At 43.0% G+C, this 16790-nt stretch carries 12 protein-coding genes; 4 read left to right on the top strand and 8 right to left on the bottom strand.

Going from position 1 to position 16790, the window contains the following annotated elements; all coding sequences use genetic code 11:
- Positions 1–27 precede the first annotated feature (27 nt).
- Positions 28–1935: an alpha-amylase family glycosyl hydrolase gene (locus G457_RS20920; protein WP_162142685.1), complete on the top strand. Its 1908-nt coding sequence runs from the start codon at positions 28–30 to the stop codon at positions 1933–1935.
- A gap of 2 nt (positions 1936–1937) precedes the next feature.
- On the opposite strand, the gene G457_RS0102490 is transcribed toward G457_RS20920, so the two are convergent.
- The 6 genes from G457_RS0102490 to G457_RS0102515 all read right to left on the bottom strand — a co-directional run bounded on the left by G457_RS0102490 (position 1938) and on the right by G457_RS0102515 (position 9220).
- Entirely contained in the window at positions 1938–2963 is a 1026-nt protein-coding gene (locus G457_RS0102490; RefSeq protein WP_026945063.1) for a LacI family DNA-binding transcriptional regulator, read from the bottom strand.
- 35 nt (positions 2964–2998) lie between these two features.
- Entirely contained in the window at positions 2999–4561 is a 1563-nt protein-coding gene (locus tag G457_RS0102495; RefSeq protein WP_051260672.1) for a purple acid phosphatase family protein, read from the bottom strand.
- Between the two features lie 93 nt (positions 4562–4654).
- Positions 4655–5896 (bottom strand): peptidase C69 family protein, encoded by a 1242-nt coding sequence (locus tag G457_RS0102500; protein WP_026945065.1) that lies wholly within the window; start codon positions 5894–5896, stop codon positions 4655–4657.
- Between the two features lie 4 nt (positions 5897–5900).
- Positions 5901–7031, bottom strand: a complete 1131-nt coding sequence (locus G457_RS0102505; protein ID WP_026945066.1) for a nitrilase-related carbon-nitrogen hydrolase — start codon at positions 7029–7031, stop codon at positions 5901–5903.
- A 4-nt stretch (positions 7032–7035) separates the two neighbouring features.
- Positions 7036–8397 (bottom strand): flavin monoamine oxidase family protein, encoded by a 1362-nt coding sequence (locus G457_RS0102510; RefSeq protein WP_026945067.1) that lies wholly within the window; start codon positions 8395–8397, stop codon positions 7036–7038.
- A 241-nt stretch (positions 8398–8638) separates the two neighbouring features.
- A complete protein-coding gene (locus tag G457_RS0102515; RefSeq protein ID WP_026945068.1) occupies positions 8639–9220 on the bottom strand; it encodes a TlpA family protein disulfide reductase in 582 nt (193 codons plus the stop codon).
- 180 nt (positions 9221–9400) lie between these two features.
- Here G457_RS0102515 and G457_RS0102520 point away from each other — a divergent pair, with 180 nt between their 5' ends.
- The gene (locus tag G457_RS0102520) at positions 9401–11644 is read left to right on the top strand and encodes a Tex family protein (RefSeq protein ID WP_035482969.1); all 2244 of its coding nucleotides are present in this window, start codon (positions 9401–9403) and stop codon (positions 11642–11644) included.
- 102 nt (positions 11645–11746) lie between these two features.
- Here G457_RS0102520 and G457_RS0102525 read toward each other — a convergent pair whose 3' ends face one another.
- Positions 11747–14533: an outer membrane beta-barrel protein gene (locus tag G457_RS0102525; RefSeq protein WP_026945070.1), complete on the bottom strand. Its 2787-nt coding sequence runs from the start codon at positions 14531–14533 to the stop codon at positions 11747–11749.
- A gap of 212 nt (positions 14534–14745) precedes the next feature.
- Between G457_RS0102525 and G457_RS0102530 the strand changes: the two genes are divergently transcribed.
- Together G457_RS0102530 and G457_RS0102535 are read left to right on the top strand one after the other, a co-directional pair.
- On the top strand, positions 14746–15003 hold the full coding sequence (locus G457_RS0102530) for a hypothetical protein (protein WP_026945071.1): 258 nt from the start codon (positions 14746–14748) through the stop codon (positions 15001–15003).
- Positions 15000–15773: an XRE family transcriptional regulator gene (locus G457_RS0102535; RefSeq protein ID WP_026945072.1), complete on the top strand. Its 774-nt coding sequence runs from the start codon at positions 15000–15002 to the stop codon at positions 15771–15773. Before G457_RS0102530 ends, G457_RS0102535 begins: the two co-directional genes overlap by 4 nt.
- Here the strand turns inward: G457_RS0102535 and G457_RS22150 are convergent.
- A complete protein-coding gene (locus G457_RS22150; protein ID WP_051260673.1) occupies positions 15770–16783 on the bottom strand; it encodes a toll/interleukin-1 receptor domain-containing protein in 1014 nt (337 codons plus the stop codon). The two genes, G457_RS0102535 and G457_RS22150, sit on opposite strands and share 4 nt — an antisense overlap.
- Positions 16784–16790: the final 7 nt, after the last annotated feature.

Below are 16790 nucleotides of genomic sequence, written 5' to 3' on the forward strand. Positions count from 1 at the left end.
GAAGTGGAAAATAAGGATTACAAATCAATGGCAGGTGAGTTTGGGATCAGTAGTTCTGAAGAGCATGCTGAATTTTGGAAAAGGTTGGAATTGGGATATGAGAATCTCCGACAGCTTTATTTTTCCATCTATGGACATCTTGAAGATGCAGAAGTCAAATTCCAAGACCTTCTTCGATCAATAATTTCGGCATATCTGAGTAGGTCAGCCGATCTTAAGAAGCGGGATTTATCCAAAAAGCCTGACTGGTTTCTTTCCAATGACTTAGTAGGCATGAGCTTGTATGTGGACCGTTTTGCAGGTTCTATTGCTCAAATGGAAGGCAAACTGGCTTATCTGGACGAGCTTGGAGTTAATTTCCTTCATTTGATGCCACTATTCGAAAGTCCTCAGGGGGAAAGTGATGGCGGTTATGCAGTGTCTGATTTCCGCAAAGTCGATCAGCGCTTTGGGACGCTGGAAGAACTTTCCTCTCTCCGTAAAAAAATGCATGATGAGGGGATGTATTTGATGCTGGATATCGTACTCAATCACACTTCGCATCGACATGAATGGGCCGAAAAGGCCAAATCCGGTGAAAAGAAGTATCAGGATTATTTCTATATGTATGATAACCGCTGGATTCCCAATCAGTTTGAGGCGGCCATGCCCGAAATCTTTCCTGAAAGCTCACCGGGTAATTTTACCTGGTCCGAGGAATGTCAAAAATGGGTGATGACAGTCTTTCACAATTACCAATGGGACTTGAATTACCGGAATCCGGAAGTTCTTCGGGAGATGCTGGATAATATTCTTTTCTATGCCAATTTGGGAGTGGATTTGATTCGAATCGACGCTCCTGCATTTATCTGGAAAGAAACAGGAACAAGCTGTCAGAACCTGCCTCAGGCTCATTTACTTCTTCAACTGATCAAGCAAGCTGTACAGATTGCCAGCCCAGGTATGGCAATTTTGGGAGAGGCCATTGTTGCCCCCAATTTTATCATGGAGTACTTCGGAAAAGGTGATCGAGCAGGGAAGGAGTGCGATTTTGCCTACAATGCCACACAAATGGCTCTGCAGTGGGATATGCTCGCCTCAGGCGACACTAGAGTCATGCTGGAAGCACAGCCTATTTTACAGCAAAAGCCACAGGGAACAAGTTGGATATCTTATACCCGCTGTCATGATGATATAGGACTTGGGTATGATGATTGGATGATTGCGAAGGCAGGAAAGGATCCTTTTATGCATCGAAGCTTTTTGAAAAATTACTTTTCCGGTTCATTCTCGGGAAGTCCATCTCGCGGGGCTTTGTTTTCTAGTAATCCCAAGACTGGAGACGCTCGGATTTCTGGATCACTGGCCTCCTTATGCGGTTTGGAAGCAGCATTGTATGCTAAGGATGGGTATCAAGTAGCGCTTTCTATCCAAAAAATACTCTTGATGCAGGCTTTTTCTATTTTCCAGGGAGGCTTACCCATGCTTTATTATGGAGATGAATTGGGCTATCTGAATGATTATACATTTCAGCTTGATCCAGCGAAAAGCTACGATAATCGATGGATGCATAGACCTTTAATTGATTGGGAAAAGGCAGCTGAGCGTCATACAGAAGGAACTGTGGAGGAAAGGGTATTTTCTGGCTTAAAACAGTTGATACAGATCCGGAAAAGTCTTCCTGCTATTTCAGATAATAGCAACATTCGATGGATGAATCCACATAATATCCATGTAGCTGGATTCCTTCGGGAAAAAGAAGATCAGCGAATTTTTGTAGTCGGAAATTTCTCAGATAAGGCTTCTTTTTTGACTTGGTATGCATTCAAAGAGTTTGGCTTCAGTCCCAAAAAGCTTTGTGATCATGTCTCGAAGGAAGAACTTTCTGTCGCTAGCGATGATCAATATTTGATCCTCGAGCCTTATGGATTTAGGATCTTGGAAGTGCTTTCCTGACACTATTTCTGAGTGGACTCCCGAATGATCAGATCACTCTTGATTTCAGTGAATTGATTTGTAGATTCTTCATTTGGGTTTTGGGTAGCCTTGAGTAGGATTTCAGCAGCCATCTTACCTACCTCAAACCCATGCTGTTCTACCGTACTAAGGGAAGGTGTCATGACTTCTGAGATTTTCCAATTGCTAAAGCCCATTACGCCAACCTCCTCAGGAACCTTTATTCTAGCTTTCTTCAGGTAGTTCATTGCGCCTAATGCAACCGAGTCTGTAATGCAAAAGATAGCATCAGGAGGATTGCTACTTTCCATCAGCTGCTTGGCAAAGGCAAAGCCCTCTTCTTCCGTGATATCCTTACAATGCGGAATCCAGTTGGGGTCAAAATCCAATTCATGCTCCTTTAAGGCTTTATGATAGCCTGCGAGGCGGTCCTTAGAGTTTCGAACATTTGCCAGACCGTTTATATGGGCAATTTTGCGATATCCTTTTTCTATCAAATGGGTAACTGCCCGGTAGGCGCTTTCCAAGTCATCACTCGTCACAATAGGACTTTTTAGCTTCTCAGAATACTTGTCAAACTGAACCACTGCTTTACCTTCATCCAAAAAATCCTGAATGTGATCCACTTCTTCTGTTTCATTGGAAATAGAGATCAAAATTCCGTCTACATTTCCAGCAAGCATATTATGACAGGCATGGATTTCATTTTCAAGTTTTTCATCTGTCTGACTGATCAAGACTCGGTATCCCTGTTTTTTAGCAGCATGAAGTGCCCCGCTGATAATGGACGAAAAATAATAATGCACCACTTCAGGCACGATCATCCCAATCGTCATAGTCCTGTTTTTTCGAAAATTGACCGCTATTGAATTTGGGATATAATGATGCTTTTCTGCATAATCCTTGACCAGCTTGATGGTTTCTTCGGAAATTCCCTGATAGGAATTAAGCGCTCTTGAGGCGGTAGACACAGAGATACCTAGCTCTCGAGCAATGTCCTTCAGTGTAACACGTTTTTTCTCGGTCATAATTATTTGACTGATTTCAAAAGATGAATAATGTCTTAATCCTCCGAAAGGACTCTACCTTCTTGATCTAGGATAAGATTCTTCACTTGATCAGAAGATTTCAAAGTGACTCGGATGCGAGGGTTTCCTTCCTCTTCATAAAATCGCACTTGCTCTACACTATATCCAGGGTATTTTTTGAGAAGGTTTTCTTCCATCAATCCCGGAAGCTGATCCACATAAGGGATGGTGTTGTCAAAACGGAATTCAGGATCAAGATTTTGCTTGTATTCAATAAATTGATTGATTCCATCCTCATTCTTCACCAAGTCAAATTTGTCATAAAGCTCTCCTATGGCCGTATAGGATTCAAATTCCAGTTTGTTGTCTTCAATGCTGACCACTTGAAAAAGCTGGGTGTTTTCGGCAGCACGATCTCTTACCGCTCCCCACTCATCCCATCCATCGGGTTTGATATTATACATTTTGCCACCACTGACCGATACTACATAGACTGTTCCCGTTGCATCTTGCATATTCAGTCCATCCATTACATTTTCCCCGGGAGCTACACGGCCTCTGCCATAGCTATGATCATGTCCCTGAAGTGCTAGATCGACCTGAAACTTATCGAAAATTGGCTTCCAAAGCTTTCTAAGGGCTTCATTGTCTCTTCCAGCAGATGCAGAAAACAGCGGATGGTGATAGGTAACGATCACCCATTTTTTGGTGTTTTTCTCCAAAACCTCCTCCAGCCATTGAGCTTGGATTTCCTGGTCTCTATTACTGTCCAAAAAGATGAACTTGGCATTTGGATAGTCCATGTAGTAGACCGTTTCTTCCAGTCCTTTAAGACCGTTTAGGGGTAAATTGAACTGTGGTCTCCATTGGACGGATAGGCTGCGCTGTCGTTTTTCGCGGTCTGCCTGATTCAAAAAATTGTATTCATGATTTCCCGGTACAGCCATCGTAGGGAGCATGCTATGAATGAATCCCCCTGCAGTAAACCATTCATGCCATTCCTGTTCCCTATGCGCATAATTGATCAAGTCTCCCGCATGAATGATGAATTCTGCTTCAGGAGCCTTTTTAAAGCCTTCCCGAATTAATCTTGACCAAAGTTCAAGTACGTAGTTTTGAGCGTCACCTACATACAGGAAAGAAAATCTATCCTCTGCTTTCGCGCTTGCTGTTTTGAATTGGAACCATTCAGACCAGCGTTCACCATCACCTACCCGGTAGGCATAGACTGTGTTGGGTTCAAGGCCGGAAAAGCTAGTCTGATGATAATGGGCGACCGTTTCTGCTTGGGCAACGTTTCTGGAGTCCAAAACTTCCGTTTCAGCCTTCTGAGTGGTTGCATTTCTCCAAAACTTAGGAGCTGCAGTGGCCGGGGCTAGTTCTGCATAAGCCTCTGTAATTTCGGTATTAGTTCGCCAATTGATTCGTATTTCCTGACTTGGGTCTTCTCCAAATGATATGACGATGCGATCAGGATATACGGAAGGTTGACTCCAATCAAAACCGAATTTAGGCTCCTTGTAAACTCGGATTTCCTGCGCCAAACTCAGGTTGGAGAAAAAAAGAAAAAGAGCGAGAAGTAAAATAGATTTTTTCATTTCGATGCTTTTTGACAAAATACCACTTTTTAGTTTCTAAATTTTGGTGTGATGGCCATTTGACTAATTAATAACAGGCAATTAACAACTTATTTATTTTGAGACTTCCTTAAGCTTTTCCTTGATCCATTTTTGGTAAAATAAATAGCAGTCAAGGCTGAATTTACTCAACTCCTCAGGGCTAGCCGCTTCTTCTATCAGGGAATTATCCCTCTTGATCCAATTTTCTTGAATCTGGTTCAATTCAGCTTTCAGCTTAGGAAAGAGCTCTTTCCAGTTTCGTTCTATGATCGTATGTAGCTTCTTTGCCTGCCACCAGAGAGAATCATCTTCGAGATGGGAAGGATAGGTCAAAAAACTTGTTTCATTCCCAAAATAAAAGGGGATGTACAAACTTTGGCAGGGGTGAGGGCTGGGGCAGAGCCAAATAGTGTGTGGTTGATCGTTTCTAATTTCTGCAACCATACTTCCGGTGGTTTCAGAGGGGTTGGTCAGACCGGTTGCATGCATGCAAACTGAAGCTGCACTCGCCTTTTTGGGATGAAAGCCTTCGCCTATGGGATGGTGAGACTTTAAAATTTCCATCATTTGTTTGGGGCCAGTTTGGCCTCTTTGACTGATGAGGGATTTCTCTGTAAAAGACTTTCGATCTTTGGCTTTGGAGAAATAGGTATACAGAAAATCTGAATACCGACTTTTAAATCCTTTTTTGGAATTAAAAATGGAGCTCAAATACATGTCTTCTTCCTTGATTCCCCATTCTTCAAAGTCATCTTCCAAACTCAGGCAATTGGATATGCTTGCATGGTTTTTTACTCTTTTCCATGCCCAGGATTTCCCAGCAGTTTCCAATATTAAAGCATCTTTTGGATCGGCGATTAGGAAGCTGTTGTGATAGTAGAAGTTTTTGTTTTCATAGCCGCCACAGGCATTCTGACCAAATTTTTCTAAAAGTTCTATAATCAAATCTTTTGCAGCCATAGCAGTCTTGGAGCGCTCCAAGGCTAGTCTCAGCAAATCCATTCCTGTTAATCCCGGTTGGGATTTATCAAATTTCACTTGGGTAAAAACCGCTTCATTTCCTATAGCTAATCCCCATTCATTGACTCCCATTTCTGCACCCCACATCTGAAAGGGTTTAGATAGCCATACTTCCCAGGTAGAACTAACCTGTGGGATTTGGATATAGGTGCAGTTTAGTGTTTTTTCCGAATGCGATATCCGGGGGATATGCACCTGTTCCTGAGCTTCTAAAGGCTCTCGGTCAGAGTTTTTTGCAAAAATTAAATTTTCTTTCTCCGAAATAATTCCTCTGGCCAGTAGGGTGTCGCACATGATTCTAGTAGTTCAGTGACCAAATTCCAGCTCGTGCTGCAGCTGTAGCCTTTAGCGCTTGACCATTCAGTATGGCTAATGGCTGACCATCTGCGCCCATTTCCCAAAGTTTTCCTCTGAGAAACACATTCATGCCTACCTCAGCGGAGGTTTTTGTGATTTTTCCGGGAAGGGCATATTTATACCAGGCTTCCCATTCAGTTATTTTTTGGATATCACTTAGGTCAGTTGAGGCAGGAGCCTCCGAACCATTATAGCCCTGCCAAGGATTTTTCATGGTGTTTTCTCCTGTGAGATAGGAGGGTACAAGGATAATCTCAGCTTTTTCTTTTTCAGCTTTTGCGTAAGGCTCAGGATACCAGCTATCAGCACAGATCAGTAGCGCCGCTTTTCCCATGGGCAATTCGAAGACAGGTAATTCTTCCACAGTTTGACTTTGGACAAAAGGAAGCTCAGCATCGATTGGGAAGGCTTTTAAAATCGGTTTTCCGATGATTTTTCCATCCGGTCCAAAGATGAAAGAACTGTTATAAAGCGGCTCACTGGAATCAATAATTAGCTCCCCGTCTACCACTTGAGGCTTTGGAAGGACAATACTTCCTGCGGCAATAAAGCAATTGAAGTCCTTGGAAAGCTTGCTGAATGTATCAAAATAATCCTCAGCCATCTCAAGCGATTTCATTCGGAAAATGGCTGCTGTTACTTTATCCTCTTCGTTTGATCGGATGAGGTTAATGGAAAAATCTATAATGTTTGATAGAATCAAAGAAGTCATTGCTTCTTCAACCGTCTCTTTTTCAGCCAAATTATGCTTCTCGCCCGATAGCACCAGCCATGTCCCCAAGTATTCAGGAAGTAGAACGATGGTATTGGGTCGAATAAGGCCTGACTTTCTCGATTCATGCAGATAAAGCTCCAACTTCCGATAGAAGGTTTCCTGATCCAGGTAGTCGCTCGCCTCCATGTAAGGCTGAATCCCTACAATATTTCTGTTTAAAGTGTCTGAGGGGTTTATTTCTTCTACCAGATCCAAATATAATTCAGGCTCCTTTAGCGGATAGCTTCTGCCAGAAAATGACCAAATAAGCCAAATAAAGATGATTAATAGAGCTGAAGATATCAGGATTCTCCTCATGAAGTTAATTGGGTTGATTTTTTATGATTTTGGAGGCGGCTGCTTCTCCTGCCAATACGGCACCTTCAATGTATCCATGCCAGCGCATAGCAGCCTCCGTTCCTGCAAAATGCAATCGATCCTCTGATTTTCTATAATTGTCCTGGAATTTGGACCATGAATTGACAGGCATAAGACCTGCATAGCAGCCTTTAGACCAGGCTTCATCGCTCATAGTAAAATCTAGGTACTGAATGGCAGTTTCTGCTTTTTCACCAAAATACTGCTTCAAAGATCGCATCATCCGGTTTTTTCGTTCTTCCTCAGACAGGCAAAAATATTCCTCAGCTCGGTTTCCGATTACAAATCCCATTAATATCCCGAATCTTCCATCGGCAGGTGAGCAATCAAAAACAGTCTGATGGGTCAGAGGGTCATCACTCACCACCTGCCCGCTGTATTTTAATGTTCTCCAGAAAGGCTTCTCATAGATCATAAAACACTTCCCTACGCGTCCCATGGGGTAGTTTTGAAGGAGCTCCTGTTTTTCCTTAGAAAGCTCCGGTTCGAATTGAATCTGGTTCAAAAGCGGTGGAGGAATAGCAATAATTGCTTCTTGGGCTTCTATTGACCGATCACCAAAGTCCACCGAAATCGAATCTGCGCCTTGAATTACTCTTTCTACAGGTGATTCGAAAATGATTTTATCATAAAAGGGTTTGGCCATTTCTTCTATGATTCGTTGCATACCACCCTCAATTCGATGCTGTTGAGCTCCATTCTTGATATTGATTAGACAGTCTAATGAAGTTCCTGAGCGAATGTAAAAGAGAGCATGTAGCAGGGATATCTCGGAAAGTTCGCATGCGAAGATGGTCTCACATCCAATCTTGATGACTTCATAGCAGGATTTGGTTTTCGAGTATTTTTTTAAAAAGTCCTCCAAAGTCATTCCATCCCATTTTCCAGCTTTTGGGTGAGTCCAAGGAGATTGGATTTCAATCTGTTTTGCCATTCGCTCCAGCCTTCGCATCACTATGTCCAAGTTGATCAGCGATAGGGGATCCATCTTGGGAATGATGCCTTGATAGGTCCGGATTTTCCCACGGAGGTTCAAGATATTTTTACCCTGATCGTAGGTCTCAAAGTAGGGGATGTTGAGCTCTTGACATAGTGCATACATTCGATCTTGAGTAGGTCCGACCCATTGTCCACCTAGATCTACATAGAGATTTTCTGATAAATGCTTGGTGAAAACCCGACCGCCGATTCGCTCTCTTGCTTCTAAAATCAAAAAAGGAATCTTGGCTTCATGAAGTTTTTTTGCTGCAGCTATTCCTGAGAAACCGGCGCCAATGATGACTACTTCCGTCTGCTGGATTTTCATGCTGGAATATAGGCAGATTTTTGATTTTGCACTTTCGAAAGCTCTTTCTTGTAGAGATTTGCTTTAAAAGATTTCAGTTGAAAAAAGTGGAAGAGTCACTATTTTCATTAAGATTTTTACTTCAATAAATATCTATAAAAAATTGATTAATAATATAATATGAGTTTTGTTGAAAAGTTTTACTTTAGGATAGTTTTGAATATTGTAGCTCCAAATTAAATTTGGTTTAGTAAAAACCCGGCTACTGGCTCACCAGAAAATTCCGGAACTCATCTGTATTAAAATTGCTCATTCCTTCTTGGTAAAAGACCACTTTTCCTTTGGGGTTTACGACCAAGGTGGTGGGGATAGATTGACTTTGTAAACTTCGATTCAGTCCATAGCTTGCATGCATTGCTGGGAAAGCCCAACTCTTACTTTCGATGAGATTCTTACTTTTTTCAAATTCATTGTCCAGACCGATCATCAAGAATTCTATGCTCTCCTGATCCTGGATGGATTTATAAAGTTCGGAGATATGGGGCATCTCTGCCCGGCATGGTCCACACCAAGAAGCCCAAAGATTGATGAAGAGAGTTTTGCCTCGGTAATCGGAAAGCTGAATGGTATTCCCTTCAAAATCCTGGAAGCTTCCCGAGTAGTCAAAACTCTCATCAGTCCGATCTACCCGCTCTAGGTTTGGTTTGATGAGCCCTGTGGAAAGCAAAACAGATTGGATGGCTCCTTGTACTACAGGCAAAAGACCCGTGAAGTACAGAAATGCGAAAAAGGCCAAAATCAAGCCCCAGGATTTTACTTCTTTTAGTATGGTTTCTTTTTTCACTTCTTTAAATTTTTTTTATTCCTGTAATCCGGCAAGGTGGACAAGTTCTTCCAATTTTAAAATCACATAAAATTACTTTCTTATCCTCAGGGCATTAGTGACAATAGCTACAATTCATACTTTTTGTCTTGAAAAGGACTCCTATCTTGCGGGAAATTTCTGCAGTTTTTAATTAAAAATATGAGTTATCAGTTCAAAATCGCCGAAGAATTAAATGTCAAAGCCACACAAGTTCAAGCTACCATTGAGCTCTTGGATGGAGGTGCGACAGTCCCTTTTATCTCCAGATACCGAAAGGAAGCAACGGGAAGCCTAGATGAAGTTCAGGTAGCGGCAGTTCGGGATCGTTTACAGCAATTACGAGACTTGGATAAGCGAAAAGAAGCAGTCTTGAAGTCTATCGAGGAGCAGGGGAAATTGACCGATTCCCTCAAGAAGTCCATTGAGCAAGCCGAAACAATGGCTCGTCTGGAAGATATCTACCTACCATACAAACCCAAACGACGGACCAAGGCGACTATCGCTAGGGAAAAGGGCTTAGAACCACTCGCAGAATTGATTTTTTCCCAAGAAAGCATAGAGCTCGAAGAAGAGGCCTCTAAGTATATCGATGTGGAAAAAGAAGTCAGCACGGTGGAAGATGCCTTGCAGGGAGCACGTGATATCATAGCTGAGTGGATCAATGAGAATGCCTCACTACGGGAAAAAATGCGTAACCTTTTTCTGAAAGAAGGTGTATTTCGATCCCGAGTCATTCCAGGCAAAGAGCAAGAAGCTATCAAGTATAAGGACTATTTTGAATGGTCGGAGCCCATTGCTACGGCGCCATCGCATCGGGTTTTAGCGATGAGGAGAGGGGAAAAAGAATTGTTTTTGATGCTGGATGCTACACCCGAAGAGTCAGACGCCTTGAATCTAATGGAAAGAGAGGTCATCTCCGATGCTGAAAATACTTCGGTTGAGCAGGTGCGACTCGCCATCAAAGATGCTTACAAGCGATTGCTGAAGCCAAGTATGGAAACGGAGATTCGGCTGCTTACTAAAAGAAAAGCGGATGAAGAAGCGATCAAGGTTTTTGCAGAGAATGTACGACAGTTGTTGTTAGGAGCTCCCTTGGGCGAAAAAACCGTCATGGCTATTGATCCGGGATTCCGAACAGGCTGTAAATTGGTTTGTCTTGGGCCGCAGGGACAATTACTTCACTATGAGGCTATTTTTCCTCATGAACCACAGCGAAGAACGGCTGAGGCAGGTCTATCAGTGAGAGGGTTGGTTGAGAAATTCGATATTCAAGCGATCGCCATCGGAAACGGTACAGCGGGTAGGGAGACAGAAGAGTTTGTCCGCTCTCTAGGATTACCCAAATCTGTCATCATCACCCTCGTCAATGAAGCCGGAGCTTCTATTTATTCTGCCTCAGAAGTAGCTCGGGAAGAATTCCCCGATTTGGATCTGACCGTTCGAGGGGCAGTTTCCATTGGAAGAAGATTGATGGATCCATTGGCAGAATTAGTAAAAATTGACCCGAAGTCAATTGGTGTGGGGCAGTATCAGCATGATGTAGATCAGTCGGCTTTGAAGAATTCGCTGGACGACACGGTGGTCTCTGCTGTGAACGCCGTGGGGGTAGAGGTAAATACTGCCTCGAAGCAATTGCTAGCCTATGTATCGGGGCTTGGACCTGTCTTAGCACAAAATATTGTCAACTTTCGGAATGAAAACGGACCCTTTACGAGTCGTGCCCACCTACTGAAAGTACCTCGCTTGGGTGACAAAGCCTATGAACAGGCAGCTGGTTTCCTACGAATTCGTCAGGCAACTAATCCGCTTGATCGATCAGCAGTCCACCCTGAGTGCTACGAATTGGTGGAAAAAATGGCCAAAGACTTGGGAGTGGCAGTTCGTGAGTTGATGCTTTCAGAAGAGCTCCGACAACGAATCAACTTGAAGAATTACCTGTCTGATACGGTGGGAATGCCGACACTTCAGGATATTCTGGATGAGTTGGCGAAACCAGGTCGAGATCCTCGAGAACAGTTTGAGGTGTTTGAATTTGAAAAAGGTGTCAATGCCATTTCCGATCTAAAAACGGGCATGAAGCTTCCTGGAGTCGTCACCAACATTACAGCCTTTGGTGCATTCGTAGATGTAGGGGTGCATCAGGATGGATTGGTACATTTAAGCCATTTGGCAGATCGATTTGTGAAAGATCCCAATGAGATCGTGACAGTCAACCAAAAGGTACAGGTGACGGTGCTTGATGTGGATGTGGCAAGAAAGCGGATAGGTTTGAGTATGAAGTCTGATCCTTTTGCAGAAAGAGGGAAATCAGACCGAAAGCCTTCCCCAAAACCAAAGCAAAAAGTAGAGCCCCAAGGCAGTATGGCAGAGAAGTTGGCCATGCTAAAGGGGAAGTTTAGGTGATTGGTAAATGGAATTGAGACACCTAAAGTCAAATTACAGTTAAATAAAACAGCCCAAGCTTTAAAAACTTGGGCTGATTTGTTCTGGTTAGTGGTTTATCTATCAATTCCAATTTCCTCTTCTGCGGTCGCCACCTCGATCACCGCCATCTTCCATCAGATCCTGATAGTCTTCCATGCTGGTACCTTTTGCAAAGCGACGGATATTATAGCTGAAGGTCAGCATAAAATAGCGCTGCAGTACATTGGTTTGCACATCTTCGATAAAGGTATCGGTGATGTTTCGTCGGATATTATTGTTCTGACGGAAGAGGTCATAGACGCTTAGGCTGATCTCTCCGCGCTGATTGCCAAAAATCTTTTTACCCAAACTCATATTCACCAAGGTGAAATTCTGGTCAAATCCTTCGGAAAGGCCTCGGTTTGCTTGATAGTTGATGTCTGTTCGGAATACAAAACCTTCCCAGAAGATCCAGTTGAAGTTGATTCTTGCCCGCTGATTGAAGAAATTATCATTCAGATTTGGGTTTAGAGAGTTTTCCACTCGGCTGAATGACAATCGAGTCCAAATATTGAAGTCAATCTGATCGGAAATATTACTACTGAGTGAAAGCCCGGTACTGAGTCTTCGGGAAAAGTTTGTTCCATTCTCTCCATTGACAAAGGTTGGACGGTTGGTGATACCTGCTCCGGCATTAATATTTAGATTAGACTTCAGAAAATCCACCGGCATTCCATAGCTGGCCCAAGAGCGAAGATCCCAATAGCCATTTAGATTGACAGGGCTGAATAGCTGCGAGCCGGGCTCAAGGACAATTCCAGGTTGGATTTCTGTAGCTTCCTCCGCGATAAAGGAACTGTTGGCAATGATATTATTGACAAAGGAGGTCTGAGCAAAGAGAAACCAGCTTTGATCAGTTTCCGGATTGTTGCTTCGGAATCGCATACGAAGTCGATTGGAGTAGGACTGGTCCAAATCTGGATTTCCTACATAGAGTTGAAGCGGGTTTGTATTATCGACTACTGGCTGAAGCTGTCGTAGATCAGGCTCTTGAACCTGAGTATCGTAATCAAATTGGAGATTGGTATTATCCGTGATTTGATAATTGAATCGGACGGTTGGCTGCAAGCTCTGGAAGGTTCGCTGCAGCTCAAAAGCCTGTGGGAAACCTTGCGTATTGTCCAACCGGGCATTTTGGTATTGAAGTTCAGTCTGGATTCTGATTTTTTCTGTTTTGTACTGATAGCCTAGCTCAGTTTCCTGAGTTAGGAATTTGCTTTCGAAAGTATTGCTAAGTGCAGTATCCAATTCCAAAATAGGCTGATCAATCGCTTCATCAATCACATCGAAGATCAATTGGTCCGAGTCGTTCAGGCGGTTACCAATTTCGTATTCAAGCTCAAGTTGGCTTCGCTCGCTGAGAGCCTCTGTAAATGAAATTCCAGTCTCCCAAGAGCTACCGCTTCGATCTCGATTGATTTGCTGATTGATAATCTCTGTTCGTGGATTAGGGATAAAAAACTCATTTCTGGCGATTCGATTAGCGCGATCCTTGTTCCAGTTTTCACTCATTCTTCCCCGGAAAGTCAGCGTACGGCCCGGCTTGTCAAATTTATGGCTGTAGAAAATCCGATTGAAAATGTCATAATCTTCATTTTCTGCATTTCTGATATTTTCCACGGTGTTGATCGGATCAAATCCGTTGGAAGTTTCTCCATTAAAACCAGAGGTCTCCGTTTCAAAACGGGCTGAAAAACGTGGAATGAATACGATTCGGTTTTTTTCATCGATGTCATATTCAAAACGCATGTCGAACTGATGCCGGTTGTTTACGCGCGTTTCAGTGCTGACTTCATCGTAAAGCTGATCACTTTCACCAGAGGTGATAAATTCCCGAAAGCGGGTAGATCGTTCAAAATTTTCCCTACTACTGAAGACATAGCTTCCCGATACCTTGATTTTTTCTCCCCATTTATCGGAGTAGTTCAATCCGAGAATGTGCGTTTGAATAATCCCGCTTTGCGGACGTGCATTATTCTGAGCATTGGGGTCTGATGAAAAATCGGTGACATTGATATTGTTGGAAAGACCGGTGAAGGTGATTCTTCGATCATTGTCAAAGTCATTGATACTAGCTCCGACCAAATACCGATCATCAGTTCCGTATCCAGCGCTTGTTCGGCCAAATTGCCCTTTTCGTCGATTGGGCTTGGTGATAATATTGATGGTTTTCAATCGCTCTCCATCGTCAAATCCACTTAACCGGGCTTTTTCACTCAACTGATCATAGATTTCAATACTTTGAATAACCTCTGCCGGTAGGTTTTGTAGTGCTGTTCGTACATCTGTTCCGAAGAATGGCTCCCCATCCACGAGTATTTGTGCGATTGCTTCACCTTGGGCTTGCAGCGAACCGTCCTCAGAAGTTACTCCGGGTAGTTTTTCGATCAAAGTCTGCGCACTTGCATCCCGCATTGTCTTGAATGCATCGGCATTGAACATGGTTGTGTCAGACTTGTTTTGGCTGGTAGCTCTGCGAGCCTCAATGGTTACTTCTTGGAGGTCAGTAGCCTCTTGGCTTATCGAAATGGTTCCCAAATCCAAGTCTCCGAGCAGTTGGATGGTACGGAAATAATTTTCATATCCGAGGTACTGAATTTTCAACAAGTAGTCGCCTTCCTTGATGGACTCTATTTCGAAATTTCCATCCAGGTCTGAGATAATTCCATCTACCTGAGCAGAATCCGTTACGTTCAGCAAGAGTACAGTCGCATTGGGAATGGTTTCTTGGTTTTTAGCATCGCGGATTTTTCCCTTGAGGGTATAATTCTGCGCCATGCCGAATGAGGAAATGACTAAAAATAAGATTGTTAATAATTTGGGATTCATGTAGTTGGTTGGTAATCAATATGTACAAAAGTAACTTCGAATTCTGAGGAGGGTTTGAATAATTGGCTGAGCGGTCAAAACCTTAAATGAATTGCCGCCGACCGTGTAAATAATTTGTGACAAAATATGTCATAGAATGATGTTAATTTTTTGCACAAGTAGATGTTTATAAAAATGACATTTGTATCTTGCTGATGTAAAACGCATTGATCATGGAACAAGTCGATAAAATCAACATCAGCACCAAGGCTCTTTCTTCAGGGAATTTGCAGGTAAAGTTTTTTGTGGAGGGGAGCCCCAAGCAGGAATATGGCTATTTATTAGTTAATGAACCCAAGCCTGTTGGGGAGATTATTGCTGAGATTCAGAATAGGTTGGCACGTCGGAGAGCTGCTGAGCAACGAATAGACCCGCTTTTTCCCATTGCACCTCAGACAGATGATTTAGACTTTTATTTATTTTCAGCATGAGCTACTTAGCAGGAAATATTCGCTTTTTGCGTAAGCAGAAAGGACTCACGCAGCAGGACATGGCCGATCAGCTTAATATTCAACGTACCATGATATCGGCCTACGAGGATGGGAGGTCTGAACCAAAACTTGCAACGCTTCTTCAAATTGCAGAGATCTTGGAGTCAGGAGTGGAGGAGCTTTTGGAGCATGATATTGAAAAGGAGGGAAGAAAGGCCCTTCAAAAGCGAAAGATCAATATTCTCACCATTGCTGCTGATGAATCAGACCGGGAAAATATCACTTTGGTTCCCCAAAAAGCATCTGCCGGCTATCTCAATGGATTTGCAGACCCGGAGTATATGGAGCAGTTGCCCCAGTTTCACTTACCAAATCTTCCCAGACAGGCTACTTATCGGGCCTTTGAGTTGGCAGGGGATTCCATGCTTCCTCTGATATCGGGCACAATTATCATCGGTGCTTATGTAGATCAGCTTTCGCAAATAAAAAGCGGACGAACTTATGTATTGGTGACTGCCTCAGAGGGAGTCGTGTACAAGCGAGTTTTCAATTATTTGGCAGAGAATGGAAAGCTTTTCCTAGTATCTGACAATGAGCATTACAAACCTTACGAGGTTCGGGGAGAGGACGTGTTGGAGGTCTGGGAGGCCAAAGCTTTTATCAGTACTGATTTTCCCAATCCAGGAGATAAAAAGAAATCGCTCAGCCTAGCTGATCTAGGTGATATGCTAAAGGATATTCAGGAAGACTTGAGAAAGTTAAGGGATTAATTTCGACTTAAGGAGATATAGAAGGTCGTTTGAGTACTGGGAAAATAAATGTCTCCCAACCATGAATTTCCATCTTTAGTTAAATTGAATTTGCCAGTGGCTCCATTCATTTTATTGAAATAGTCTCCATGGTATTCTCCATCTTCCAGCATACCTCTTCCACTAGCAACTTGATTACTTGCAACATCATATTCGATAAAATTAATCATGGCTCCTTGCTGTGTAAAAACCCACCAAGCTTGCCTTCCATCCTGACCTATTACAATCCAAGTTCCCGCCATGCTTGGGATGTTGCTTGAAGGTTCTTGTGGTGGGGTGTTACCATAGATTGGTTGATCTACCACTTCTTCTATAGGATCATAATAATCTATGGACTCCTCAAGTTCTGCGGCATCTATCAATAATCCAATCACAGAGATTAGGACAAAGCCACCCAAAAGCCACAGATAGTTACGTTCGATCCAAGATTTTTTGCGGAAAACTGGTTTTGGTTTTGGAGGTGGCGAGGGAAATGGTTTGGGTTCAGGCGCTGGTTTGGGAGCTTTTCCAACAATTTTCTCCAAAACCTCTGTCAGTTGCTCGCAATCGTACTTCCAACGACTGCTACTGATCTCATGGGCATGTCGACGTGTCAAGGGCTTCAAGTCTTCAGGAAGCTGATCCGCAGAAGGCATCACTGCACCATTGACCAAGACCGGAATCACGCGAATGTCCCGCTTGAGAGCTGCAGCTATTTCTAATCGGATAAAGTCATCTTCCTTAAAAAGTCGAGGGTTTCCCTCCGAATCTTTAATATTGACCCAATGGGGGCCAATCATGGCAATCAGAACTTTGCAAGAGTTTAAAGCACGATCGATGGCTTCTACAAAATCAAGCCCCGCTTCAATCGTCTCTACATCTAAAAAAACTGAGTTTTCACCAAAAACTTCCTGCAAATGATCCACCAATCGTCCTGCTTCTCCTGAAGCATCCTGTCGGCGGTAGCTGACAAAAATCTTATTGTTTGACATAGCGCTT

This window comes from Algoriphagus marincola DSM 16067, assembly GCF_000429405.1.
Taxonomy (GTDB): domain Bacteria; phylum Bacteroidota; class Bacteroidia; order Cytophagales; family Cyclobacteriaceae; genus Algoriphagus; species Algoriphagus marincola.